This window comes from Paenibacillus sp. FSL R5-0345 (genome assembly GCF_000758585.1).
GTDB lineage: Bacteria > Bacillota > Bacilli > Paenibacillales > Paenibacillaceae > Paenibacillus_AQ.
Window position 1 is genome coordinate 1,976,139 of record NZ_CP009281.1, and the last position, 25,467, is coordinate 2,001,605.

At 41.1% G+C, this 25,467-nt stretch carries 24 protein-coding genes and 1 pseudogene; 17 read left to right on the top strand and 8 right to left on the bottom strand.

Annotation, left to right across the window (positions count from 1 at the left end; translation table 11 throughout):
• The first annotated feature begins 47 nt into the window (after positions 1-47).
• The 8 genes from R50345_RS08615 to R50345_RS08650 all read left to right on the top strand — a co-directional run bounded on the left by R50345_RS08615 (position 48) and on the right by R50345_RS08650 (position 4,138).
• Positions 48-284 carry a hypothetical protein gene (locus tag R50345_RS08615; protein WP_231574097.1) on the top strand — a complete coding sequence of 79 codons (237 nt, stop codon included), beginning with the start codon at positions 48-50 and terminating at the stop codon, positions 282-284.
• Entirely contained in the window at positions 285-566 is a 282-nt protein-coding gene (locus R50345_RS08620; RefSeq protein ID WP_042125741.1) for a type II toxin-antitoxin system RelE/ParE family toxin, read from the top strand.
• A gap of 134 nt (positions 567-700) precedes the next feature.
• Positions 701-883 carry a hypothetical protein gene (locus R50345_RS08625; protein WP_042125743.1) on the top strand — a complete coding sequence of 61 codons (183 nt, stop codon included), beginning with the start codon at positions 701-703 and terminating at the stop codon, positions 881-883.
• Positions 884-1,120: a phospholipase D-like domain-containing protein gene (locus tag R50345_RS08630; protein ID WP_042125745.1), complete on the top strand. Its 237-nt coding sequence runs from the start codon at positions 884-886 to the stop codon at positions 1,118-1,120. It abuts the gene before it with no gap.
• Positions 1,121-1,242: 122 nt separating this feature from the next.
• Positions 1,243-2,088 carry a hypothetical protein gene (locus R50345_RS31880; RefSeq protein WP_042125747.1) on the top strand — a complete coding sequence of 282 codons (846 nt, stop codon included), beginning with the start codon at positions 1,243-1,245 and terminating at the stop codon, positions 2,086-2,088.
• A complete protein-coding gene (locus R50345_RS08640; protein ID WP_052414527.1) occupies positions 2,085-3,449 on the top strand; it encodes a hypothetical protein in 1,365 nt (454 codons plus the stop codon). The genes R50345_RS31880 and R50345_RS08640 overlap by 4 nt, the downstream gene beginning before the upstream one ends.
• 149 nt (positions 3,450-3,598) lie before the next feature.
• Positions 3,599-3,754: a restriction endonuclease gene (locus R50345_RS30725; RefSeq protein ID WP_081954038.1), complete on the top strand. Its 156-nt coding sequence runs from the start codon at positions 3,599-3,601 to the stop codon at positions 3,752-3,754.
• Positions 3,755-3,859: 105 nt separating this feature from the next.
• Positions 3,860-4,138 carry a hypothetical protein gene (locus R50345_RS08650; RefSeq protein WP_231574099.1) on the top strand — a complete coding sequence of 93 codons (279 nt, stop codon included), beginning with the start codon at positions 3,860-3,862 and terminating at the stop codon, positions 4,136-4,138.
• Here the strand turns inward: R50345_RS08650 and R50345_RS08655 are convergent.
• Positions 4,104-4,367, bottom strand: coding sequence for a helix-turn-helix domain-containing protein (locus R50345_RS08655; protein ID WP_042125749.1), 264 nt, complete (start codon positions 4,365-4,367; stop codon positions 4,104-4,106). The genes R50345_RS08650 and R50345_RS08655 overlap by 35 nt on opposite strands.
• Positions 4,368-4,660: 293 nt before the next feature.
• Positions 4,661-5,485: pseudogene (locus R50345_RS08660) on the bottom strand (SpoVR family protein); the annotation flags it as partial.
• Between the two features lie 654 nt (positions 5,486-6,139).
• Between R50345_RS08660 and R50345_RS08665 the strand changes: the two are divergent.
• The 7 genes from R50345_RS08665 to R50345_RS08695 all read left to right on the top strand — a co-directional run bounded on the left by R50345_RS08665 (position 6,140) and on the right by R50345_RS08695 (position 16,232).
• Positions 6,140-8,386, top strand: a complete 2,247-nt coding sequence (locus tag R50345_RS08665) for a helix-turn-helix domain-containing protein (protein WP_042125751.1) — start codon at positions 6,140-6,142, stop codon at positions 8,384-8,386.
• 44 nt (positions 8,387-8,430) lie between these two features.
• Entirely contained in the window at positions 8,431-10,050 is a 1,620-nt protein-coding gene (locus tag R50345_RS08670) for an extracellular solute-binding protein (RefSeq protein WP_042125753.1), read from the top strand.
• 223 nt (positions 10,051-10,273) lie between these two features.
• Complete coding sequence (locus R50345_RS08675; RefSeq protein ID WP_042125755.1) at positions 10,274-11,923, top strand: extracellular solute-binding protein; 1,650 nt, start codon at positions 10,274-10,276, stop codon at positions 11,921-11,923.
• A gap of 88 nt (positions 11,924-12,011) precedes the next feature.
• Complete coding sequence (locus tag R50345_RS08680; protein WP_042125757.1) at positions 12,012-12,941, top strand: ABC transporter permease; 930 nt, start codon at positions 12,012-12,014, stop codon at positions 12,939-12,941.
• A 28-nt stretch (positions 12,942-12,969) separates the two neighbouring features.
• Complete coding sequence (locus tag R50345_RS08685) at positions 12,970-13,872, top strand: carbohydrate ABC transporter permease (protein ID WP_081954242.1); 903 nt, start codon at positions 12,970-12,972, stop codon at positions 13,870-13,872.
• 252 nt (positions 13,873-14,124) lie between these two features.
• Complete coding sequence (locus tag R50345_RS08690) at positions 14,125-14,724, top strand: TetR/AcrR family transcriptional regulator (RefSeq protein ID WP_042125759.1); 600 nt, start codon at positions 14,125-14,127, stop codon at positions 14,722-14,724.
• Positions 14,725-14,741: 17 nt separating this feature from the next.
• Positions 14,742-16,232 (top strand): DHA2 family efflux MFS transporter permease subunit, encoded by a 1,491-nt coding sequence (locus R50345_RS08695; RefSeq protein WP_042125761.1) that lies wholly within the window; start codon positions 14,742-14,744, stop codon positions 16,230-16,232.
• A gap of 74 nt (positions 16,233-16,306) precedes the next feature.
• Here R50345_RS08695 and R50345_RS08700 read toward each other — a convergent pair whose 3' ends face one another.
• The 6 genes from R50345_RS08700 to R50345_RS08725 form a co-directional block, all read right to left on the bottom strand.
• A complete protein-coding gene (locus tag R50345_RS08700; protein ID WP_042125763.1) occupies positions 16,307-17,800 on the bottom strand; it encodes an ABC transporter substrate-binding protein in 1,494 nt (497 codons plus the stop codon).
• Between the two features lie 40 nt (positions 17,801-17,840).
• The gene (locus tag R50345_RS08705) at positions 17,841-18,602 is read right to left on the bottom strand and encodes a response regulator transcription factor (RefSeq protein WP_042125765.1); all 762 of its coding nucleotides are present in this window, start codon (positions 18,600-18,602) and stop codon (positions 17,841-17,843) included.
• 2 nt (positions 18,603-18,604) lie between these two features.
• A complete protein-coding gene (locus R50345_RS08710; protein WP_156114760.1) occupies positions 18,605-20,344 on the bottom strand; it encodes a sensor histidine kinase in 1,740 nt (579 codons plus the stop codon).
• A gap of 187 nt (positions 20,345-20,531) precedes the next feature.
• Entirely contained in the window at positions 20,532-22,037 is a 1,506-nt protein-coding gene (locus R50345_RS08715; protein ID WP_042125767.1) for an ABC transporter substrate-binding protein, read from the bottom strand.
• A gap of 92 nt (positions 22,038-22,129) precedes the next feature.
• Entirely contained in the window at positions 22,130-23,059 is a 930-nt protein-coding gene (locus tag R50345_RS08720; protein ID WP_042125769.1) for a carbohydrate ABC transporter permease, read from the bottom strand.
• 11 nt (positions 23,060-23,070) lie between these two features.
• On the bottom strand, positions 23,071-24,021 hold the full coding sequence (locus R50345_RS08725) for an ABC transporter permease (protein WP_042125771.1): 951 nt from the start codon (positions 24,019-24,021) through the stop codon (positions 23,071-23,073).
• A 229-nt stretch (positions 24,022-24,250) separates the two neighbouring features.
• Here R50345_RS08725 and R50345_RS31235 point away from each other — a divergent pair, with 229 nt between their 5' ends.
• Together R50345_RS31235 and R50345_RS08730 are read left to right on the top strand one after the other, a co-directional pair.
• Positions 24,251-24,457: a hypothetical protein gene (locus R50345_RS31235; protein ID WP_156114761.1), complete on the top strand. Its 207-nt coding sequence runs from the start codon at positions 24,251-24,253 to the stop codon at positions 24,455-24,457.
• Between the two features lie 61 nt (positions 24,458-24,518).
• Positions 24,519-25,466, top strand: a complete 948-nt coding sequence (locus R50345_RS08730) for an ABC transporter permease (protein ID WP_156114913.1) — start codon at positions 24,519-24,521, stop codon at positions 25,464-25,466.
• The last annotated feature ends 1 nt before the right edge of the window (position 25,467 follow it).

Sequence of the window (25,467 nt, forward strand, 5' to 3'; positions counted from 1 at the left end):
AGCTAATGCTTACGATGTTACTACGAAAACATCTGAGGAGGGTGAAGATGATAAATTTTAGTCTAAAAGCTCCTGACGGCACCGTTATCGAATCCTATCATAAAGACCGTAAAGAATTTATTCGTATCGCTGGTATGGAATATGAAGTATATAATCCCGTTGACGAACTGGATTCCGATCCCGAAATCAGACAAATGATCGAAGCTTCTGAAATGGATATAAATCAAGGGAAAATTTACTCAACAAATGATTTGATCGAAGCGGTAAAGCGTGGTGAACTGTAATTGATTGTTCAATGGACCGAAACGGCAGTGCACAGGCTCCATCAAATCAAGAGCGATCATTACACAGAACAAGAAACGATGGAATACAAGATCAATCTCATTCGACGCGTAGAAGATAAAGTTATCAGTATAGGGACGATCTTGCCATCACGTGAATATCCCAATACCTATTATTGTATCGTAGATCGTTATGTCGTGTCCTATAAAGTGCTGGACAACGGTGAACGATACGTGATTACTTCGTTCAAACACGGAGCAATGAAGCGCAATCTTAAATATTGATCAACAGCCGACTCATTCGGGAGTCGGTTTTTTGTGCCTGAAATCAAGGCTGCTTGCAGGTAATTTATTTTTCATGTCGAATAATGCAAGGTAATTTATCGATGGATATGATTGCTGTGAGGAGGCTAATCTCTATGATCCAGTTCTTGGGAAGTTCGTTCCATAAGTCAATAGTTGAACAAATAGCGAAAATTACCCGTTCTATTACCATTATTTCGCCTTATGTGACTTTGCCAGCTGTTAATGAATTAATTAGGAGTCTACCTACTAAAATCAAAAAGCGTTCTCTTGTCACGGTGCCGCCTGGGGTTGAATAAGTGAATGGAAGCGTGGATGTAGCAGCGCTTGAACTGCTTAGCCAACATGGATTTGAAATACGATGGTTACCGGATCTTCACGCAAAGATTTATTTTCTAGATGAAAAGTTCGCTTTTGTAGGATCGGCAAATCTTACAAAAAGCGGCTGTCAATTGGATAGAGAGGGAAATGTAGGAGACATGATAATGGTTGAAACAAGCAAGATCGACCGAGATCATATTAACCGCGATACATAGCTTCTTCTAATTTGCTTGACTTGAATGGAGATTGGATTAGGGATGTAAAAAAACAAAAACAGAAATATCAAGAAATGTGATGTATGGTGAAAATATACAAAAAATGAAGAGGAGTATAAGTCATGCTGAATGCAGGTTGTAAAAAGGAAGCATTAGCTGTGTTGGAGAGAGCAAATAAGGAATATCAAAGTACATATGAAAGAACAGTAAAGAATATTTCAGATTTGCACCAAAAGAGATTGGAAGCATTAATAACCTTGAAAGCAGTGGAAGGTTATATTCAAAACCTCGCTAATAAACCAAAGGAATACGATAAGATTGTTAGTGAGATTGTAGTAAGGAGAAATAAATTCGAGTCAGATTTAAAGATACTAGAACTGGAAAGTAAAAAGGCTGATAAAGTAAGCGGTGGTGTGGCAGGTGCAGGAGTTGTGGCAGGTGCAGGAGTAGCGGCATTTGCTCCAACTGCTGCGATGGCTATAGCCATGACTTTTGGCACGGCATCGACTGGAACTGCCATTGCGACATTATCAGGTGTGGCAGCAACAAATGCTGCTTTGGCATGGCTCGGTGGAGGAGCTTTGATTGCAGGTGGTGGTGGTATGGCGGGTGGCGGAGCATTTCTTGCACTCGCAGGTCCTGTGGGATGGGCTATAGGAGGAGCTGCATTAGTTGGTGGAGGGGTTCTTGCTAATAGTAAGAATAAGAAAATTGCAGAAAAAGCTGAAATAAGCACAAGGACTGTTAAAAATGAAACAGTACGCATAAAAAAAGTAGATATTAAAGTAGGAGAAATTCGAAAAACGACCATTTCATTAAATACAGAAATTAGTAAGTTAATTATTGTAATGTCACAGTTAGGTTTAAAGGATTACATACGTTTTACAGAAGATGATAAAAATAATCTAAGGAAGATGATGAATTCTTCTGAGGCATTGTCCCAAAAAATTGGAGAGATCGTTACATGATGGATGAAAGTTGGTATATTACACCGGCTGAAGTGAAAAAAGAAGAATGGGCTCGTGCAAAATGTGATAAGTATGACTATATGATAGCTGCATTTTGTGGTGCAGCAGCAGGGTTGATAGACGTTTTATTTGTTGGTGCGCCGGGAATGAGTAAATTAGGGAAAATTACAGACGAAGCAGCAGATGAACTTGTGAAAAAGGCAGCAAAACTTGCAGGTTGGAATCCAAGATCTGGAAATGAAAATAATATAGCCTCAGCAATTGGTTTTTTTGAAAGAAATTATGGTGTTAATTATGATCAAAAAAATACAAGCGAAGTTAATGATTTATTTAATATGGCGCCTAAGAATCACCACTACAAATCATTATCACATTCGCCGGATCCAATTGGCTTATTTTTTTCTATATTAGACCAATTTATGAACACATCTAGTTTCTTAAGCGATGGTAAGTTGATCCGGATTGATACAACTGATCTAAAATCACCGCTTAAAGGTGGGAATTTTATTGCAAAAATATTTTCTGGTTTCTGCAATTGGCTTGGACACATAATGTCAGATATGGCAGGTAGTTCAGGAAATAGGGGATTAGGTAGCTTAGGACGTGGTACAGGCGTATCAATCCCGTTCATGGAATTATTTCAATTGTGTGATTTTGGAGAATTTCAAGTTGGAAAAGATAGACAAACTCTTGCTGTAGTAATGACGCGAGTATTTCAAGAAGGTTATGACTTAAGATTTGGTGCTGCTATGGCAATACCCGTTCTAATTGAAGAATTAATGATTAGAGCAATATGGGTTATTCGTCAAAGATTCTATGAAAAAAAAGACTGGTCGGAATGCATTCCAACCAAACAACATGCAGATTTACGTATTATGCTAATTGTAGGGAACGGTGTTTTGTGTTTAATTGATGGTACAGACGCTGCTGTTCATGGATTAATTAAAGGTGGAAATGTGATGACATTTATTCTCCACCTTAATTATGTAGCATGGGCAAGATTAATAATGTTGGTGTTAAGAGAATTACGCATTCGACTTGGACCGGTTATTTCAGAACTACTTAGTAAATTTGAAGAAGCAATACTGTACCATGTTACACCGAGAGAAAGAAAAGTAATACAGCAGTTCTATGAACGGATACAGCAATTGGATGTTTCTCTCGAAATTCTGCTTCAAGAATTCACTTTACAGATCGAGAAAGAATATCAGTTAATTTCTCATGAAATCGTAGAAACTTTTTCGAGTGAGAATTCATCCATAATGCAAGCTGAACATTCAATTACACTTGCAAAGCTATGTGGGGTTAACGATTCTAAAATTATTAAAAGTAATAAAGACTTAGATGACTTTTTTATTTGAGGATTTTGAGTAATTACCTAAAATATAGACATTAGGCGATAGTCTGGTTTTAGATTTTTTCATCATTTAGTATACAAAACTAATGCTTTAATCATCTGTTGTGAGTTTCAAACCCCACCACGAAGCAGGATGCCGTGGGTGGATATGTGATGACAACGGGTAAGTTTACACATAATGCATATACCTATGCTGAAGGATTAGACATTGAACTCATCAATGGTAAGCAGTTGGTGGAACTGTGGCTGAAACATCTGGAAACGAAAAGCGAAAGTGTTATTCAGTTTAATCCTGTTTCACAAATTTGAAGCCGTATTCTGCTAATGAGATACAACATGGGATATGCTATGATTTCGAGGATAAAGCTAATGCTTACGATGTTACTATGAAAATATCTGAGGAGGGTGAAGGTGATGAATTTTAGTCTGAAAGCTCCTGACGGAACCGTTATCGCGGAGTATGAAATGTGTAATCCCGTTGACGAACAGGATTCTGATCCCGAAATCAGACAAATGATTGAAGACTCTGAAAAGGATATACACCAAGATGAAATTTACTCAACAAATGATTTGATCGAAGCGGTAAAGCGTGGTGAACTGTACGGAAAGTGCATAGGCTCCAAGAAACGATGGAATACAAGATCAATCTCTTTCGAAATCAACCACCAAAATAATCCATCTTCGCCTTATTAATAATTCTCAATGGCAGTTTATCCGCCAATTTAAAGGCAACCACTTCTTTCATATCAAGCACATTAACCATCAATTCCAATTTTTCCTCAGATGGTATTGTTCTATTGTCTTCAATATCTCTCATGTACTGTGGTGTAATACCAACTCGCCTTGCTAATTCTGATTTGCTTAACCCTTTCGCCGTGCGGCTAAATGTTATGTATTCGCCTAGCGACTTATAGTCAATCATACTCGCCATCTCCTTACACTTCTGTATAGGTGTACATACTTAGTGTATTCAATAAATTGAAGTTTATTAACTGTTACCTGAATACGTACGTCACTCCGTATATGCTCTGCAGGATGTAGCTACCAATTACGTCATTTATATACGGAGCAGGGAAACGATCCAATCCATCGTTTTTAAAGATTTACAAGTACCTATGAACACACTATTCAGTCTATAATAACAAACACAATCAGCCGGCGAGATACACTCTCGACCGGTTATTTTTTGTCCCTCGATACTTAAGCACCTTGGCGATACGAAGCCCAGCCTTCGTTCATGATCTTCGTCTCCATTTGCGGCCAGAAGTAGAGCATTTCATCATGGAGCATTGTCATAATGTCTCTTTGCCAATCCTCCAAGACCGTGGAATATTGCTGGATGAACCAGACGATATCTTTTTCCGGCTCTGGTGGGAACGCACGATTTCCAGAGGTTGCTTCTTGTGGTCCAGAATTACTCTTGTCTAGATTCCATAACTCGTCGTACGGATTAGATGATTTAGAGCCACCAGGAGGGGCGTCTTTGAGTTCTCTCATTTTGGCTTCCAGCAGATGGGTCTTACCTAGCTTGCGCGGCTGGATGAGGCTGGGGTCTATATGCTCTTGGATGGCTAGCACTGAATCAATGAAACTCTCCACAGCATCGGTACCATACGTTACTGAATAACCGGCGATCCGATCTGCTGTAGCTGACATGCTCTCGACCATATCCCGGTTGGACATGGAGAAACGCATATTATTTTTGAAAAAATCACAGTGTGCCAGCACGTGTGCGACGATCAACTTATTCTGAATCAGCGAGTTCCCGTCGAGCAGGAAGGCATAACAAGGGTTGGAGTTAATGACGAGCTCATATATTTTACTCAGCCCGAAATCGTATTGGGATTTCATTTTGTGAAACGTCTTTCCGAAGCTCCAGTGACCAAATCGAGTCGGCATTCCATAAGCACCGAATGTATAAATAATATCGGCAGGGCATATCTCATAGCGCATAGGATAAAAATCCAAGCCGAAGCCAGTAGCTATTTCCGTAATTTCAGCAATCGCCCGCTCCAGCGCATTAATTTCTTCGCTTGGCATGATTCTGTGCTCCCTCCTATAATTCTGTAGATCCAACCTGAATAAACCCTCACGAAATGGGGTTTGGCTTCAAATAGATGGGTCGATCAATGTAGTTCATATTATGTATATGGATAGGAGAAGGGCATTATGACGAACTCTTCCTCGCTGTCACTGTACGTGGAAATTCCATCTTTAAGTTGGAAGCTACTGTATTGCAAATTTAGTTTAATTAAATATGAATAAGTTTAAATGAACTACGTCTCGGTATTTACAATCGCCAATGCATGTGCTACTTTAGCCATGTAACCGTATTCATATATAGATTTGTTAAATGATTAATAGAAATGTAAATCTTGTTTGGACCAATCATTATTTAGCCTAAATTTAACAAGTGGGAGGGATAAGGGGGGGAGGAAATCTTTAGGAGAGCTGGAAGTGAACTCATTTGGCAGGGGAGTTGCTTCGTTCCATATAGTAAAGCTAAAGAGTGTTAGAACTCGGTAAGAGATTGAACACGCTTACTTATGAGCTTATGCAGCGTGGCTTGCAAGAGGAACATCGGATTTGACCAACTCGGTTGACGTTGTTGAGCTACAGGAATGAGTAGATGCACTGAGTATAGCTGTACATTGTAGTAGCTTCTACTCAGTGATTATGATTATGGAGGTAAGAATGCGTAAATTTAGAATAAATATTTTATGGAAATTTCTACTTTCATATATCATTGTCTTGTTGCTGCCGCTTTCTGTTATTATTTTTTATTACTATCCATATTCCAATTCGATTGTGAAGAATAAAATATTGGACTGGAATACACATATTACCGAGCAAGTAGCCAGCAGTATGGATCTGTTTATGCGTCCGATCTATTCTCTCCCTACATCGATTGTAGCTAATGCTGAGATCAAATTATCTTTATTAAAAAATGATGCATACCAGCGATACGTCGTGGCTAATGAGATGAAGAAATATAAAACAACGGATACCCTTTTGAATGATACTTTCTTATATATCAAACAAAGTGGGTATCTGTTCTCAAGTACAGGGTATATCTATGAACTGGAGCGCTTTATGAATTCCAAGAATGGATATGTATATAGTTCTTGGAGTCAAGAGCAGTTCAGCCAAGCGATCAATGTAATCAACTCGATTCAAGTTCGTCCGTCAGAGGATGTTACCATACTTGGGGAAGGCCGCGTTAAGATGATTACTTTGATGATTCCTCTTCCTCTAGGCGTCGATCAATCTGAAGGCTGCGTCATTTATATGATCAGGCATGATACGATCGAGCGAATGATGAAATCAGTGTCTAATAGCTATTCTGGAGATTTCATCATTCTTGATCAACATAACAACCCTATCTTCTCACTCAACCAACGTGATGATTTGCGTGATGCGAATTTCAAGCAGTTTATTCAGCAGCTGCAAACATCGCCATCAGGCGGTGAAATTGATTATGACGGAGAAGCTTATATGGCCTCCCAGACCGTTTCCAAGCAGAATGGCTGGAAATACATAAGCATGAATCCGCTGGAATCGGTACTTTTGGAGACGAAGGAAACGCAGCGCAACACAATTATTCTGGTTATATCAATCCTGCTCACAGAGATCATTATCATCTATTTATCCATCCGTAATAATTATGCCCCGATTAAGTCTCTTGTTCAATTCTCCAGGCATGCATTTAAAGGCAACGCGGAGAGTGGCGGCAATGAGTTTGATATTATACGCTCCACAATCCAGAATCTATTCCAGTCAAAAGAACAATTAGATCTGAATGTCCAAAGCATCGTTCCGAAGTTACGTGATAATATTCTATATGAAATCATAAGTGGCCAGTACTCATCACTTCAAGACATACTGCTAGAGGCAAAGTCTTATGGCATCACCTTTACGAATGCAAAATGCACGACTGTTGTCATCAATGTGATTGGGGATATCGATCAAGTATTTGAAATCGTGAAGAGCATTAAATTACAACCCGAAGATGCACTGGAAGGATATTTTATTCGGAGCATTCATAATGATGATATTCTATTTATTTCCACACATACAGCAGAGCAAGCATTACGGGAGATGTTCCTGAAGCTGCAGGCTGAGATTGAATTGGCTACTGGCGCTAAGCTTGTGATCGGAATAGGAAATACCGTTGACAATCCAGGGGAATTTCATGCTTCCTATATTAATGCGCTTAGAACAGTCGAACATTTGCGCATCAAGAATGAAGATTCCATCCTGTCCTTTCACGATTTGATGCTGCAGCGGAATGAGCCTGTACCTTATCCCGCAGAAACGATTCAATCGTTGGAGTTGTTCATCATGACGGGCGATGCTACTGAAGTGCAGAACACCGTTCATCGACTCATTGAATTTCTTCAACATGATCGAACGCCTCCTTATATGATTCGGGCTGTATTTGTAAATATCTCGACCATTATATTAAACAATCTGATCCGTTTGAAGCATCAGGGGAATATGGAGCAGCTTGGGATCACATCGTTTCATAATCGCATTACGGTAGCCCAGATCACTGAGATTTTAGAGAAAAGCGCGGACATATTATGTGAATTGATGGCTAGTACGCATACTTCCTCTAAGGCTGCTGCATTGGATGAAGTACTTCAATATATTCAAGAGAATCAGTTCGATATCAACTTCTCACTACAAGCTGTTGCTGATCACTTTGGAATGTCGGTATCGAATTTTAGCCACTATTTCAAGAAGAACGCCGGGCAGAACTTTAAAGACTTTATGGATGGGCGCCGAATCAATCATTCGAAGCAGCTGCTTATCCATTCCGATGAAACCATTGATTGGATTGCAGGTAAGGTAGGCTACACTAACCCTTCCAGCTTTATTCGCGCCTTCAAAAAACATGTAGGAGTCACACCTGGACAATTCAGATTGTTTAACAAGTGAATATTTTCTTGTCTATTGCTGATTAAGCTATGGGGGGATTCAATATGCGAGGATTGAGACCATGGGTTGTAGTTGTATGTATGCTACCGGTGATTACACTGCTTCATGGATGCAGTGCGAATAATGAGTCTGACCGTGCTTCAGAGAGCAATGTAGAGCCGCAAGACAGGGTACAGATTAGCGTGATGACACCTACACATCAGCTATCCAAGAATCTTCGGGATATTCCTTATTTGAATCACATTGCTTCTGATGCAAAAATTCATGTCAACTGGCTGCAGAAACGTAACGGATGGGAAGAAGCGAAAAGCGCTGCTCTGACAAGCGGAGAATTACCTGATGCTTTTTTGGCTGGATTGAACGATCAGGATATCATCACGAATAAGGATAAATTCGTAGACCTTAGCGAATATATCGATAAATATGCCCCGAATATTAAGAGAATGTTTGAGGAAGTTCCCGAAACCAAGCGGGTGAGTACATTTCCGAATGGGAAGATGTATTCTCTTCCCGGTGTAAGACCGATTAATACAGATAGTTATAATGTCTTAATGATTAATAAGAAATGGCTGGATAAGCTTGGACTGAAAGAACCGACTACGTTGGATGAACTGCGCGAGGTATTAACCGCCTTTCGCAATGGAGATCCCAATGGCAACGGGAAGCAGGATGAGATTGGAATGGACTGGTGGGCAGGTGCTGGAGGAAGTCTGGGGAGCAGAGGTTTATTTAGTGTGACTAGTTTACTTGGGGCTTATGGAGTGACAGATAATTTCACCGAAGAAATGATCGGAGTGACGAAAGGGCAGATTCGCTTTTTATTCGAGAGTGAGGAGTATAAGAGCTTAGTCTCTTACCTGGCAGAGCTCTGGAAGGAAAAGCTGATCAACCCTGACGTGTTCACGCAAGATTATTCCGGGATGAAAGCGAGTGCACAACAAGACGATGTGGCAACGGTTGGTGTGACCTTCGGCTGGTCATTAACAGATCGCGTTGGTAAATGGGCCGATGAATATGTGGCTTTGCCACCGCTGCGTAGCAGTAGTAAGGTGGAGCCATTATGGCCAACGAGTCCTTCTCGCGTTAGAATAACAACCAATCTGTTTAGCATGACAACAGCTAATCGGCATCCTGTCGAGACCATTCAATGGATTGATCAATTCTACACTGAGGAAAATTCGATCCAAGGCTATTACGGCTCCATGCCTGATTATGTGACTAAGGAGCCTGACGGCATGTATACCATAGTTCCCGCTCCAGAAGGTGATCAAGATACACAGCAATGGACGAATGCGCTCGTGGATAATGGTCCGCTATACTTTTCGCAATCATTGGAGAACAAAACGATTGTTCCTCCCGCGGTAACGATACGAAGAGAATTGGACAGCATCTATAAAGCTTATGAGCCTAAACCAGAGGACATTTATCCGATGATTAAATTTTCGTCAGAGGAGCTTAATGAAATGGCCTTGGCGAAATCAGATATTTTTAAACTGGTCGATGAGAAATTTGCGGAATGGATTATGAATTCAACTGTAGATAAAGAATGGGATCAGTATATTAATCAGCTGAAACAAATGGGACTGCCAGTACTGTACAGAATATACCAACACGGGTATGAGGATTATTATGCTCAACCAAATTTGAACGTCAACAATAATTGAAAACGCATTCAAATAAACACCCGAAAACGCCGTTTTGTTAACGCTTTCAAAAATTGCGAATGCTTAAATTCTTGTTCGTATACAGCCGCCTCGATCCCGGTTTAAAGTTGCGTTGTAGCCGTCATGTGAAATGTGGGCAGCAAGAAGCAATAAGGTGTAGTTCCGTTGCTTGCCTCGCACCATGACCCTACGCTTTAAACCAAAAAAAAGGGAGGTTCGTTGTATGAGGAAATCTTTGTCTAAGGTAATAACGCCCGTATTAGCACTTAGCCTATTTGGAACAATTCTTGCGGGGTGTGGTGGCGGGGGGAATAATGATGGTGCCTCTTCTTCTAATTCAGGTTCGTCAACGAATTCTACAACCGGTACAGTAAAACTAAAAGGGATCATGCTAAAACATCCACTTACGCAAGAGTTCTCCAAAATGGAATGGTTGACCAAGGTTGAGGAGCAAGTGGGTGTTGATATTGAGTGGCAAGAAATTTCAGCAGACTGGGATCAGAAAAAAGGCGCTTTGTTAGCCGGAGGAGATATTCCGGATATCCTTATAGGACCGAATGTGATCACGGATGCTGATTTTGCCCAGTTCACCGGCCTCTTTCAGGATTTAACCGAACTCATTTCAACAGGTGGCCCTAACATTCAACAGATGTTTACAGAGAAGCCGGAGACCCAATTAATCGCTACACAGCTAGATGGAAAAATATACGGTTTACCGAAATATCAACGATTCTGGCCGGATACGGTAAGTCGACAATATATCAATAAACAATGGCTAGACAATCTGGGTCTTAAGGAGCCGACCAATTGGGATGAATTATATAATGTGCTCCTGGCGTTCAAAGAGAAGGATGCCAATGGAGACGGTGATGTAAATGATGAAATTCCTATGGATTTCGCTCCGGTGGGGACGACGGGATTTGGTTATTTTCAGCCACAAATATTGCTTGGCAGCTTAGGTATTACATTAACGGATAGTAGTGGTCAAGGGTATTTCACCGAGGGTGGCCAGATTAAAAATTACTTTGTGGATGATCGATACAAACAGTTCGTGGAATTCATGAATAAGTGCTGGCAGGCTGGCTTAATTAACCCGGAAGCCTTCACGCAGGATTATTCCAAATTCCAATCGGTTGCGCGCGGCAGCGGGGACAAAGCGAAGGTCGGCTTCTCATGGGGTTGGGAAGTAACGGATCGCTTCGGCAACACCTTAGCTCCGCAATACGAGTCGATCGCTCCGCTAAAAGTGTCGGCTGATTCGAATATCAAGCTGTCCTATGACTATGACGGAAACTCACTGAATTTTGGCGGCAATATGGTCGTCATGTCTGCTAAGTCCAAGAATAAAGAAGCGGCAATGAAATTTATTAATGAGCTGTATAATCCTACAGTTAGTATGCAGGTACTATTCGGATCACTTGGTACGAACATCAAAGATAATGGAGATGGAAGCTACGCGGTCCTGCCGCCTGCTGACAGCCAAATGGACCCAGGCACATGGAAGTGGACATCAACCTGGGCGGATAATGGACCTACCTTTATCTCCGATTCATTGAAACTGACACTTGGTACTGATATGCAATCTGTTGGCAAACAGACAGAGCCGCTGCAGGCGGTCCTCAGTGCGATTGACAAGGATAACGATATTTTACCAAGCATGTTCATTAAATATAACCCGGAAGACAACAATGACATGGTGTTAGTGAATACGAATATGATTAATTTGGCGATGTCTAAGTTCTCACAGTGGGTTACCAAAGGGGGAGTTACCAAGGAATGGGACTCCTATGTGAGCAACATTAAGCAGATGGGGCTGGATAACAACTTGTCCACCATGCAGAAATACTATGATGGTTACAAAAGTAAGAAATAACATGACATGTAAATATTTATAGAACATCCGGAGACAGCTTTTCTTTACAGGATGAAGAGAAGCTGTCTCCTTATTAAGGAGGCTTATGATGTCCTCAATAACTCCCAACAAACATCGAAGAAATCTAATGGAGCTTAAACGCGATTATCAATTATGGATTATGATTATTCCGGCGATCGTTGTAGTTATCATCTTCAACTATATTCCAATGTATGGAATTCAGCTTGCCTTCAGGGATTATGATTTCTCGCGTGGATTGGCAGGCGGGGCTTGGCGTGGTCTGCATTATTTCGCGCAATTCATAAATAACTATCAGTTTTGGGATTTGATGAGAAATACTGTGATTATCAGCATCACAACAATCGTTCTGGGATTTCCGGCACCGATCATACTAGCGCTCATACTGAATCAGGTGAAATGGTTCCGCACTAAGAAGCTGCTGCAGACTATCGTATATATGCCTCATTTTATCTCAATTGTAGTTATGGTTGGATTGTTGAATGTTCTCCTGTCACCGAATACAGGAATTCTTGGTCAACTGATCTCCAAGCTTGGCGATACGGACATTAATTTGCTCGCCTCCACGAATTCTTTCGTCCCGGTGTTTGTGATTTCGGATATATGGCAGCATGCTGGATGGAACAGTATTATTTATCTGGCCGCATTATCAACAGTGAGTCCAAGTCTGTATGATGCTGCTAAGATTGACGGAGCGAACAAATGGAAGATGATTCTGCATATCGATATCCCTGCCTTGGTTCCGACAATCATCATATTATTTATTCTGAGTATGGGGAATGTACTGGGAACCGGATTCGAGAAGGTATTCTTGATGCAGAATTCATTGAACCTTCCCGTATCAGAGGTCATTTCCACCTATGTTTATAAAATCGGTATTCTTTCCAATCAATTCAGTTATTCGTCAGCCATCGGATTATTTAATACCGTCATCAATTTTTTCTTTCTGGTTACCATGAACTGGATTTCCAAACGCAACTCAGATATTAGCCTCTGGTAAATGGAGAGAACATCGAAAGGTGATGCTTATGCAGGCGACAACTATTCACAAGCGCAGTACGGGTGAGATTCTATTTGATATTTCAATAATTATCTTATGTGTTCTAATTTTCCTAATCGTTGCGTATCCCTTGTACTTTGTTATTATTGCTTCTGTCAGTGATCAGACCTTGGTCTCCACAGGAAAGGTTACTCTATTTCCCAGAGGAGTCAGTTTCTTTGGCTACGAGCAAATTTTTCAGGATATGCGTATTTGGATAGGCTACAAGAATACCGTTATTTATACAGTCTTGGGAACAATGTTTAATCTGCTTCTTACGATCCCAGCAGCGTATACACTATCCAGACAAGAGTTCCGTGCACGCCGGTTCCTGATGTTTTTCTTCGTTTTTACATTGTTTTTTAATGGTGGACTAATTCCAACGTATATCCTGATGAAGGATCTATCCCTGACCAATTCGATGTGGGTCTTTATTCTTCCCTTTGCAGTGAATGTGTTTAATCTTATTATTGCACGCACGTTCTTTGAAGCTTCACTGCCTAAAGAAATTTATGAATCCGCTGCATTGGATGGATGTACTCATTTTAAATTTTTCTTCTATATTGCGATCCCTTTATCTAAGTCCGTCATATCGGTCATTGCGCTGTATTATCTGGTAGCACATTGGAATGATTTTTTTACTGGGCTTATCTATATTCATTCGAATGACCTGCAGCCGTTACAAATCATTCTGCGTGATATTCTATTATCCAACCAGGTTTTCTCCCAAGGCGGAGGCTCGGGCGGCAGTGCAGGCGGATATGCGCAGCAATTTGCTGACCAGGTTAAGTATGGAGTTATTATTGTATCAACTTTACCGATCCTTATCGTGTATCCGTTTATTCAGAAATATTTTGAAAAAGGTGTAATGATCGGTTCGGTAAAGGGCTAGGAGGACACTTCTACTAGGAATGGATTCAATCCAACATCTTTAAAGATATACTACACAATAAACCGGCGAGATACATTCTCGACCGGTTATTTTTGTTCTCCAAAATTAAGCACTTCATCGCATGAGTCAGTCTTTGTTGAAAACTGTGTATATTACTTTCTGAAATTTCCATTGACGCAGATTTAGTTTTCAAGGTATATTAATCATTGTTTTAAACGCTGTTTAATTGTATGTCGAGATGAGGAGAGTTCTATGACGAAGGAGAAGATTTTAGACGCAACGCTGCATTTGATTAAGTCCGAAGGGATTGATAGTGTCACTATTCGGATGATTGCTAGTGAAGCTGGCACCAATGTGGCGCTAATTAATTATTATTTCGGGTCGAAAGACAAGCTTATGCATGAAGCGATGAAGACAGTCCTGGAAACATTCCGCTCGGCGTTTGACATATTTGATGTTGTGGAATATCCGCCTATCGAACGGCTGAAACAATTTATTTTGAAGTACGCCTCATTTCTTAATGATTATCCTGATTTGCTCAAGCGAATTCTTGGCCATGATCCACTGTTTGAATCGGTAGCCGAATATGTACATTTTATGAAACAACAAGGGTTCGAAAAATTAAGCGCAGTCATGACAGAAGTGACAGGTGTTACAGATCCAAAGACCGTATTGTTGATGACACAGCATATGTTTGCTGCCATTATGTCACCGTTCACCAAAGTGTCTGCTTCTAAATGTCAGCCGAACAATCACATTCAATCGTCGTTACTCGATATCCCTTTATCGATTGAGGAAAGTATTGACTTGTTTTTCGAGCATTATTTTCACAAATATTCAGTCAAAACTTAGAAAGAAGAGGTATCACAATGACATCAAATGCTTCAACAAAACCCCTTACGCAGGAAGGCGACACGTTCTCTCTGAAAGCTATTCTGCCTCCACTGCTTGCGATAATCGTCGGTATGATTATGGTTATTCTGGACAGTACAGTTGTTAACAATGCAGTTCCTAAATTAGTGGAATATTTCAATACTGATCTAAAGACAATTCAATGGGCGATAACGGGTTACACATTGGCACTATCCGCAGTAATCCCACTTGCCGGTTGGATGACCGATAAATTTGGATCAAAGCGTATTTTCCTTGTAACGATTGTGCTGTTTACATTAGGGTCTGTTCTGTGCGGCTTAGCCCAATCACCTGAACAACTGATTATTTTCCGTATTATTCAAGGTCTAGGCGGAGGTATGGTTGCACCGATCGGGATGGCAATGGTATTCAAATTAGCCCCGCCTGAACGTCGCGGCTCTATTATGGGTGTTCTTGGAATTCCAATGCTGATGGCGCCAGCTTTTGGTCCTGTAATATCTGGTTATCTTGTCGATTACGTGAGTTGGCACTGGATCTTCATTATCAATTTGCCAATTGGTATTGTGGCCTTCATTTTGGGTAAAAAATACTTACCGAAGACAGAACCTCAGAAGTCAACACATCTTGATATTCTCGGGATGTGTCTTGCTCCGATCGCATTCGCTATGCTTGCTTATGGTGTGAGTGAAGGGGGAGCAGATTGGTCTTCAACAGGTGCTATTACAGGCTTAACAATCGGTGGTATCGCATTAATATTGTTCATAGTGGTAGAGCTTAGACAGAAGTATCCTTTGCTTGAACTGAAGGTGTTTAAATCATCTGATTTCACACGTGGTATTATTCTTACTTGGATCGTACAGATGGCATTGTTTGGCGCTACGCTGATGATTCCGTTGTATTTACAGAATATTAAAGGATATACCGCACTTCATACCGGTTGGATCGTGATGCCGCAAGCGTTGTGCGCCGGTCTTATGATGCCGATTAGTGGCAGGTTGTTTGATAAAATTGGAGCTCGTCCACTAGCGTTCTGTGGGTTGAGTGTTATCGCCATCGCGATGTTTATACTATCGACGGTAAACGTGGATACACCGATTTGGATGGTTATCGTGTCGGTGTGTGTGATGGGGTTAGGGATGGGATCAACGATGATGCCACTTAATACACATGTATTAAACTCAGCTCCACGTCATTTGGTTAGCCGTGTGACACCATTGACTTCAGCAGCGCAACAGGTTGTCGTATCGTTCGCAGTAACAGGTCTTACAGCTTACCTGACATCTCATATCAATACTCACATGGCGACAATCGGAAAGACAGGTAATCCACAAACTGCCTTAGTAGCTGGCTTTGGAGATACATTTTTCCTGACCGCTTGTATCGTATGTGTTGGTATTGCTATGTCCCTTATCCTTCGCAAGCCGAAGATACAACAAGTCACAAAGAGTGGCGAAGAGGTAGATCCAGCTATGATGATGGGTCACTAGTTAATAAATGCCCCCCAAGAAGGTCACTTTATCTAAAGTGTCTCACTTGAGGGGCATTTCTTTACGGTGTCTTCCTATTCCCGCCAACGATCGAGCTGTTTCTGGATCACCATACGTACTTTATTAATCCCTGCTTCATACAGCTCATGGTTGAATTTCGGGAGAATGGTATCGACATCGACACTGCCTGTCATGAGGCTTGGATAATACTTGCGCCAGACAATCTCAATGTTATCAATTTGCTCGCTTATCTCTGACAGATCGGGCGTAAAGCCCAGTACTTTGGACTCCACAACCTTGGAGTTGTAGATGCGGAATTGTTCCCACTTGTTTAGTGGGTCAGGGTAGCTTCCACCTAATGTACTTAAGATAAACCAGTTTCCCTGAGTGTACTGTATGCCAGTGTAGCCACCGTTCGCCTTGGGAAGCGGATTTCCTTGACTGTCTTTTATCGAACTTAGGACAACCTGGCCATTCTGATCCAGTGTATAATGAACGCCTTCAATGCCATATTGAAATAAGTTACGCAGGTCAGGATCGGTATTCAATAGGTTTAGAAATTTGATGCTCTCCACAGGATGCTTCGTATTTGCCTTCACAACCATCATCCCTCCGCGTACAGCTTCTGTAGTTGCCACCTCGGGTGTTACTGGATTGGTTACAATTTTATACCCCAGATCGTTACTCCAGACGCTCTCAGAGAGTGGACCGCCACTACCAGATTCCCAAAATACCTTTACACCATGTTTCAAGCTTCCTGGCTCTCGCAAAGCGGCGTCTTGATTAATGAACCCTAATTGATAGTAACGTCTTAACGTATCCAATATATGTTTGGCTTCACGGGTTTCGAAGATATTGACTACAGGAGCAGCAGGATCCAGAGATTGGATCATTAATGGGAGTCTGTTGTCCCCTATATATTCGTAGCCGTACATCGCAAAGAAATTGTGTGAGTCTCGATCAAGCTCCATGGGCAAATAATCGGGTTCATTTTTTTGTATCATGCGAAGCAGCGGTTCGAGCGATTCCAGTGTGTTATATTGGTTAACTTTAATATTATATTTTTCTACCAGAGAATCAGGATACATCCAATTCTCGCGTACAGCCAATTCTTTGTTGGTGGGGACGCCGTAGATGAACCCGTCATCCATCTTAGCGCCTTTCCAAAATATGGGATCAATAGCAAGGTACATTTCTTTGGCTAGATTCATGAAATAGTCATCTAACTTCAGCCATACCCCACGTTTGGCATATTTAGCATAATCCGGAGCAAACGCAATATCAAAAGGGCTGTCAGAGGAGATCATTGTATTCATGCGATCAGCATATTCCTGCCAACCAATTTTATTATAGGTTATCGTTATTCCAATTTTTTTCATCAATATCTCGTTAATTTTGTCATTAACTAGAGCAAGATCCTTATCAGGATCACCGATGGTATAATAGATCAGATTTACAACGGGTTCTGCATTAAAGCTCGCAGCGTTCATATTCTGCTTGTTGCAGCCAGTTAACAGTGAAATGAACAGCAGAATAATACCACAGATGAAGCAGCTATATCTATTCATGACACGGCCCCCTAAATCACTTTGCAATATACATCCAGCCTTAACTTTTCATCCGTAAACTTGAGGGAGAGGTACCAAAATGATTTTGAAATTGTGTATAAAAATAGTTCAGGTTGTTATAACCAACTGAAAGGGCAATCCAGTGTATTTTCTCATTAGTCGTTTGGATGAGCTCTTGTGCACGATGCATGCGATAGCTCATTAGATACTCTGAGAACTTCATACTTGTTTCTTTAATGAAGATTTGTCCAAGATAGGTACTGTTCATTTGAAAGCGGTCTGCGACGGATTTTAACGAAATATTATGAGCAAATTCTGTTTTAATCATAATTAATATACGATTGACCAGCTTGGATAAGGCATCGTAACGAATCCCCAATACTGGATCAATACTCATAGAGTCCGCATTCACATCTCTAATCGTGCCATGTAAATCTTCGATAATTATTTTTTCAATAACTTCCTGCAGCTTGATTCGGTCCACAGGCTTTAACAGGTAATCCTTCACTCCGCAACGAATGGCTTGCTGGGCATATTGAAAGTCACTATAGCCGCTTATAATAATATATTTGGTTGGAAGGTTCACTTCATTTAGCTTTTGGATCGCATCATACCCTAGATTTTTGCCGATACACACATCAATAATAGCAATGTCAGGAATTAGATCTACGGCTTTAAATACAGCATCTTCAGTGGAGTCACTTGTTTCGATTTGTTTGAATCCGTAGTGCTCCCAATCCAGAATACGTTTCATACCTTCCAAAATCTGAGGTTCATCATCCACAATCAAAAGTTTGTACATATCTAATCACCTCTTTTAGAAATCTGTACAGAGATTTTGACACCAGCTTCATCATTGTTTTCAATGCTAATCGAGAAATCCTCTTGATAGAAAAATTGTAGTCGGGCATAGACATTATATAATCCAATGCTTTTGGTGGTTTGGTCATTATTACTCGAAAGGGTTCGCCTGATAGCAGTTAGCCGTTCTTCATCAATTCGTACTCCGTTGTCAATGAAATCCAGCCTATAGTAGTTCTCATCTTCCCAGCCTGACACGATAAATAAATTAAATTCTTTATTGATATTAAACCCATGGACAAAGAAATTTTCTGCCAAGGGCTGCATCCAGAACTTCACAGTAGGGAGAGCTAGAATAGAATCTTCAACATCCATTTGATAAAAAAAGTGCTCAGGATATTTAAACTCCATTATTTGCAGGTACTTCCGCAACAGTTCCAGTTCGCTACCAATTGAAATGATATTTTCTTTCTTAACAATTTCTCTATATAACGCTCCCAGCGTTGCAATCGCGTCTGCGGTAGGCTCATTCTGATGAACCAATGCAGTAGATCGAATGACTTCTAAGGTGTTATAAAGAAAATGAGGATTGATTTGATGTTGAAGCGCTTTCATTTCTGCTTCCTGCTGTTTTAGCTTAAGCAAGTATTCGTTCCGAATATATTTGTCTAATTGGTGTATCATATCGTCGACTTCGCGAGCAATCATACCATATTCATTCATACGATAACGTGCAGGCTTATTTGGGGTGAAGTCGGCAGTTTTCGCACGTTTGATTGATTGTATAATACGGTGAAGAAATCGTGAGTCATCACGAAGATTGTAGACTACGAGCAGCAGTACACAGATCATAGCGGTAAAGACGATCATAAAAATATTGAGCAAAACCGTGCTATGCTGACGTATAAGTGCAGCCAAGTCTATTGTACTAACCAATTGATAATTATATTTGGTGGATGAAAAGGTAACAAAGAAAATGGGAATATATCCTTTATTTACGATAAAGCCGTGATTTTTATTATTCGCAACCGCTTGTTGGGTGATTTCATTAGTCATGGATTCATTGTTACCAATAATGAATATCTCCCCGGTAGAGTTAATTACAGCCGCATTACCGAGTTGATAATTATTTACGATACTGAATATTCGCTTGCTGCTGATCTGAAAGCGAATTTCCCCTGCTTCCGTAGCACTTTGATTTAGTTTTTTGTGAGAGACGAAGCCCTTCTGTATACTTTCATCGAAAATTTCGTTTGTATTTGGAACGCCAAACTGGAAGCTAGGAATTCCAAAACTATTAAAATAAATAACATTTCCGTAATCCTTAGTATGAACGCTGATTTGAGTTATATCTCCCTGTGCCCAGCTGTAAAGATAAGTTTTAGTATCCTCAGGAAAAGAGAGTAGTGCTTGTGATGAATAAGGGCTATTCTCCAATCTTTTAGTCAGATACCCTTCAACGGAAGGGCTCATAAAATAACGGACGTCATTCATCAGATCATGATTGGAATACAATCTTTGCATGTAAGCTTCAATCCGATCGGCATCATTCTGAAAGTTGTTCTCAATACGGGAAAAGGCATTCGCAGCTTCAATCCGCGCGTTACCGATCCATTGATTAACAAGTATAGCGCTGGTCATAGTACCCAGTGTTACCCCGATGGTTACAATAAAAATCAGGTAAGCCCAGAATTTATTGCGATATATCTTAATATGAAAAAAAGAACTCCTCCAAAACCTCATTTGTAATGCCCCCTAAGGTCAGACACATAATATAGAGGAATAAGTCTCTCGTTGCTGTGGTTGAGAGAGCATATAATTCATTGTAAATATATATGAAGCGTACCTTTAGTTCAAATAAATTTTTTAGAGGAGTAAAGGAAAACACATGGTATATCAGCGCTGATATACCATGTGCGTTCGATAAGGGTTACTTAAAGTAATTGTTGATTTGTTCTTGAGCCACTTGCATAATTTTGTCCATTCCGGCATTTTTCAGCTCAGACAGCAATTTAGGGATTACCTTCTCAGGATCAGAAGCGCCTGTGAGCAATTCATATCTATATTTATCATATACAGCTTGGCAGTTCGCAACCTCAGTCTGCAGCTCGCCAATATCCAGTGCGAATCCCAATATGCTGGAAGATGCTGCTTGCTCGTTCAATTTTTTTACTTGTTCCCACTGGTCTAGAGGAGCCCCTTTCGTAACCGCAAGATTGAAGAAGGTGCCTTGGGAGTATGCTGCTAAAGGCCAGGTATCGCTGATACGCTCGATTGATTTCTCTCCGTCAATGCTCTTATAATCGACGCCTAATTCACCAAACGCAAGCATATTTCGTAATTTTGGATCTGTATTCACTAATTGCAAATATTTCATAGCTTCCACTTTGTATTTGGAATTTGCCGAGATTACATTCATCGAGCCTTGAATTGTACTAGTTGTATACAAAGGACCAAAAATTTGCGTCATGACGTATTTGTCAATCCCTGCGGTGATTTGCCAGCCAGCTTCTGCACCAGGGAAGGCTTGTGCGGAGAAGAACGCTCTGTATTTGTCGCCTTCAGTTTTAGTTGGTGCATCCGGGTTAACAATACCATCTTTATACCACTGATGCAGCAGCTTTAAGTTAGTCATCACTTCCGGTTGTTCAAACACGGACACGACTTTCCGGGAAGCATCCTCCACGTTAACTCCAATAGGATTGAAACCTAAAGTCATATCATCATAATTATTTAAAATGCCTGGGAAGCCTTCGCCTTGGATCAACTGCAACGGGTAGAAGCTCTTGCCTTCACCAGCTTTCATATCATGGAACGGTTTGTCTAAATCTTGCATCGTTTTAATGTTTTGGTAATCGATATTATATTTTTGTACAAGCTTGTCATCGAACACCCAATATTGAGTTAATGAAGAATCCTTATACGTCGGTACAGCGAAATATTTTCCACCAATTTTCACACCATCCCATACTTTGGTAGGGATAGACTTGTAAAGTTCAGGAGCTTCACTTTGTACAAGATCTGTAATGTCAGCGAACGCTCCCATAGCGACCTGTTTACTGTACTTTGTATTGTTGGTAAACATCATATCAAAGGGTTCACCCGTATTCACAATGGTGTTGATTTTTGTATCCCATTCGCCCCAGCTAGCCACCTTAATATCCACTTTGACACCGATTTTCTCAGCGGTGTATTCGTTCATCTGCTCAACTGCTTTACTAAAGTTCTCAGGAACCTGTCCGCCGATCAGCCACCATACCAATGTAGGAATTTCTTTGGTGGTTGGTGCATCAGTAGCCGTCGTACCACTCTCGCTTTCATTGGTTGCTGTGGATGCTGGCTTCGAATTCGAGTTCGAGTTGCCACATGCAGCAAGCAGGGACAGCATTAATGCGAGAATACATAATGTTGAGGCGAACTTGAGGGTGTTCTTCACTTTAACTCCTCCTAGTGTTGAATGATGAAATGTACCGTAGTAAAAGTACGGTTATCTATCATAAACCAAGCTGGGCTTGGCTTATTTCGGAACTAGCCTTTGACTGCGCCAATGGTAAGGCCGGTAATAAAGTATCTCTGGAAGAAGGGATATGCGCAGGCAACAGGCAACACGATGAGAATAGCAACTGCCATGCGGGCAGATTCCTTGGGCATTGTTGCGACAAGCTCAGCGAAGCTGATCCCCATACTTATGGAGTTTCTGGCGAGCGCATCAGCATTGGACATCAAGCTGTTAAGCAGCGCTTGGAGCGAATACAGATTCTGATTATCGATATACAGCATCGATTGAAACCAGTCGTTCCAGTAACCGAAGCAAAGGAACAGTCCAATCGTAGCTAGTACAGGCAATGAGATGGGGAGGATGATTGAGAAGAAGGTGCGAAACTGACTAGCCCCGTCAATTTCAGCAGATTCGGTTAAGCCATCAGGGATTGTGCTCCTAAAAAAGGTTTTACAAATAATAACGTTAAACGATGATACTGCGAGCGGCAGAATGAGTGCCCAAACACTGTTTTTGAGTCCCAAGAAATTTGTGTTGATAAAGTAACTGGATACAAGACCACCGTTAAATACCATCGGGATAAATACAACCCAGGTGAGGAAGTTCTTTAGCTTGTAACCAGGACGTGAAATGACGTATCCCATCGTTGTGGTGAGCAGCACGCCAAGTACAGTACCTACGACTGTTACAAGCAGGGATACACCTAGCGCACGCAGAATCATCGTTCCCTGTTTGGCGATATAAGCGTATGCGTCTGCGGAAAGTGCGGTTGGAAGAATGCTGTATCCCGTTTCACGAATATAGGACTCATCGGTAAGCGAGATGGATAACACGACGATCACAGGCACAACGCAGGCAATTGCCATCAGAATAAAAATTAGGGTGAACAAAGCATTGATGCCGTTACTTGTGCGGTTGAATTTCTCCAAGCCAGATTGATAGGTGGGTGTCTTTGCCATTGTCTCTCCTCCTAGATCATTGCACTGTCAGAATCGATTTTTTTAACGATCCAGTTAGCACTCAGGATTGTAATACAGCCCAGCATCGATTGGACGAAAGCGGCAGCGGATGCCATTCCTACAGTGGCGGTTTTTAGCTGTTTATAAACTAGGACATCAACTGTTGTGGCCACATTGTAGAGGGAGTTGGAGTCGCGTGTGACCTGATAGAACAGTCCGAAATCCGTGTAGAAAATACGACCTACTGACAGGATGAACATCATGACAATGACCAGCTTTAGCATGGGTAAGGTAATGAAGCGTGTCTGCTGCCAGATGGAAGCTCCATCAATAACTGCCGCCTCATAATAGGTGCTGTCGATTCCTGTAATGGTTGCCAGATAAATAATCATGCCATAACCTATGCTCTTCCAGATGTTTAAAAAGATAAGAATGTAGGGCCAATATTGCGGTTCCATATACCAATTCACAGCATCATGCCCAAGGCTGGCAAGAAATTGATTGAGGATGCCTTTATCAAAGCTGAAGAAGGCCCAACCTACAGCAGAGACGACTACCCATGACAGAAAGTAGGGCAGAAACATCATGGTCTGATAAACCTTGCTTGCTTTGCGGCTATGCAGCAGGCTGATCATAATGGCGAACATTACTGGTAACACGATGCCAAGAATAATGAAGATGATGTTATACCCTATCGTGTTGCGAAGAATGATCCAGGCATCATTGGATTTGAATAAGAATTCAAAGTTTTTGAAGCCGACCCAAGAACTATTTAGTACGTTGCTAATAAAGTTGCCGCTTATTTTGAAATTTTTAAAAGCGATAACCATACCGAACATCGGTAAGAAAGAAAATAAGATATACCAGATCAATGTCGGCAAGGCGAGCAGGGTTAACTCGGAATCTTGCTTTCGCCAGTGTATGCGCTTTCTAGATTTGCTCCGCTCAAGTTTAGTGCTCATATCATCCGCTCCTTCATGTGTTTCATACATGCTGCCTTTGTAAACGCTTTCCCTAAATTAATTTTATAGAAGTACGATGAGAGGCTTCCAGTTAAGAAACATGATACTTCAGTCAACAAACGTTAGATTCAGGATGAATTTCCTTTAAAAACGCAAAAAAAACATGTGCTATGGAGATTTATACACATTGCCTCTTTGAGCAGCTTTGGCATTGTAATGCAACGGAATTATGGGCGAAAAGCGCAAGAATGACACACTTCTAGAACATCAACATAGCGGTGAAACGTATATCATCCCGCAGTACAACACGAAATTCTTGATAAGCGAGAATGACATATTTACGATTTGCTCGATTCTATATAGTGTAAATGTAAGCGCTAGCATTAATGCGATTGATAACAATTCGATAGATAATGATGCTCACTCGATGATCTGAATGTTCTCATCATTACCTATAAGGAGGGGATGTCGCGATGCATGAAACAGGAAGCGTACATATGCGAACTGTGAATTCAGCACCGAAAGAAAAGCGTAAGGGCAGAAACGAGACATGGAAGAAGATTTGTCAGAATTGGGAGCTTTACATTTTTATCGCACCCGCATTCTTTTACTTCCTCATTTTCAGCTATGGACCGATGTATGGGATTCAGATTGCTTTTAAGAACTACATTCCGTCAAAGGTCTATTTTGGCAGTGAATGGGTAGGCTTTGATCATTTCATTCGATTTTTTAACTCGTACTATTTCTGGGATTTGCTGTGGAACACGCTCAGTATTAGCTTGTATGAATTAGCCATTGGATTCCCAATCCCAATTATTCTGGCGCTTGCGTTTAACGAAGTGAAGGATGGCTTCTTCAAGCGACTTGTTCAGACCGTTACGTATGCACCTCATTTCATTTCTGTCGTTGTTATGGCGGGGATGATTATTACCTTCTTGTCTCCATCGAACGGTATGATTATTCATGCCATTGAAGGTTTAGGCTTTAGTGCACCGCAGTTTCTGACAAGTCCTGGTTGGTTTAAGACGATGTATGTATTCTCAGGCGTGTGGCAGAGTGCGGGTTGGGGGACGATTATTTATTTGGCGGCTCTCTCGGGTGTAGACCCAGGCTTGCATGAAGCGGCAATCATTGACGGGGCCACTCGCTTTCAACGTGTTCGCCACATCAATATACCAGCGCTTATACCGACCATGACCATTCTATTAATTCTGAATATGGGAGGCTTGTTAAGTGTAGGTTTTGAGAAAATATTACTTCTGCAAAATTCGTTAAATATGTCAAGCTCTGATGTGATTTCAACCTTTGTCTATCGATCTGGTCTTGTCGATGCGCAATATAGCTTCTCAACAGCTGTTGGTTTATTTAACTCCATTGTCAATTGCATCCTGCTCATTACGGTGAATCAGATTGTCCGCCGTACGAGCGAGAACAGTCTATGGTAGA

Coding starts and splice junctions, on each gene's coding strand:
- R50345_RS08725 (WP_042125771.1), bottom strand. CDS start 24,021: ATGAGCACTAAACTTGAGCGGAGCAAATCTAGAAAGCGCATACACTGG.
- R50345_RS08720 (WP_042125769.1), bottom strand. CDS start 23,059: ATGGCAAAGACACCCACCTATCAATCTGGCTTGGAGAAATTCAACCGC.
- R50345_RS08665 (WP_042125751.1), top strand. CDS start 6,140: ATGCGTAAATTTAGAATAAATATTTTATGGAAATTTCTACTTTCATAT.
- R50345_RS08695 (WP_042125761.1), top strand. CDS start 14,742: ATGACATCAAATGCTTCAACAAAACCCCTTACGCAGGAAGGCGACACG.
- R50345_RS08675 (WP_042125755.1), top strand. CDS start 10,274: ATGAGGAAATCTTTGTCTAAGGTAATAACGCCCGTATTAGCACTTAGC.
- R50345_RS08700 (WP_042125763.1), bottom strand. CDS start 17,800: ATGAATAGATATAGCTGCTTCATCTGTGGTATTATTCTGCTGTTCATT.
- R50345_RS08730 (WP_156114913.1), top strand. CDS start 24,519: ATGCGAACTGTGAATTCAGCACCGAAAGAAAAGCGTAAGGGCAGAAAC.
- R50345_RS31880 (WP_042125747.1), top strand. CDS start 1,243: ATGCTGAATGCAGGTTGTAAAAAGGAAGCATTAGCTGTGTTGGAGAGA.
- R50345_RS08655 (WP_042125749.1), bottom strand. CDS start 4,367: ATGATTGACTATAAGTCGCTAGGCGAATACATAACATTTAGCCGCACG.
- R50345_RS08680 (WP_042125757.1), top strand. CDS start 12,012: ATGTCCTCAATAACTCCCAACAAACATCGAAGAAATCTAATGGAGCTT.
- R50345_RS08690 (WP_042125759.1), top strand. CDS start 14,125: ATGACGAAGGAGAAGATTTTAGACGCAACGCTGCATTTGATTAAGTCC.
- R50345_RS30725 (WP_081954038.1), top strand. CDS start 3,599: ATGACAACGGGTAAGTTTACACATAATGCATATACCTATGCTGAAGGA.
- R50345_RS08710 (WP_156114760.1), bottom strand. CDS start 20,344: ATGAGGTTTTGGAGGAGTTCTTTTTTTCATATTAAGATATATCGCAAT.
- R50345_RS08615 (WP_231574097.1), top strand. CDS start 48: ATGATAAATTTTAGTCTAAAAGCTCCTGACGGCACCGTTATCGAATCC.
- R50345_RS08685 (WP_081954242.1), top strand. CDS start 12,970: ATGCAGGCGACAACTATTCACAAGCGCAGTACGGGTGAGATTCTATTT.
- R50345_RS08705 (WP_042125765.1), bottom strand. CDS start 18,602: ATGTACAAACTTTTGATTGTGGATGATGAACCTCAGATTTTGGAAGGT.
- R50345_RS08625 (WP_042125743.1), top strand. CDS start 701: ATGATCCAGTTCTTGGGAAGTTCGTTCCATAAGTCAATAGTTGAACAA.
- R50345_RS08650 (WP_231574099.1), top strand. CDS start 3,860: ATGAATTTTAGTCTGAAAGCTCCTGACGGAACCGTTATCGCGGAGTAT.
- R50345_RS08640 (WP_052414527.1), top strand. CDS start 2,085: ATGATGGATGAAAGTTGGTATATTACACCGGCTGAAGTGAAAAAAGAA.
- R50345_RS08670 (WP_042125753.1), top strand. CDS start 8,431: ATGCGAGGATTGAGACCATGGGTTGTAGTTGTATGTATGCTACCGGTG.
- R50345_RS31235 (WP_156114761.1), top strand. CDS start 24,251: ATGGGCGAAAAGCGCAAGAATGACACACTTCTAGAACATCAACATAGC.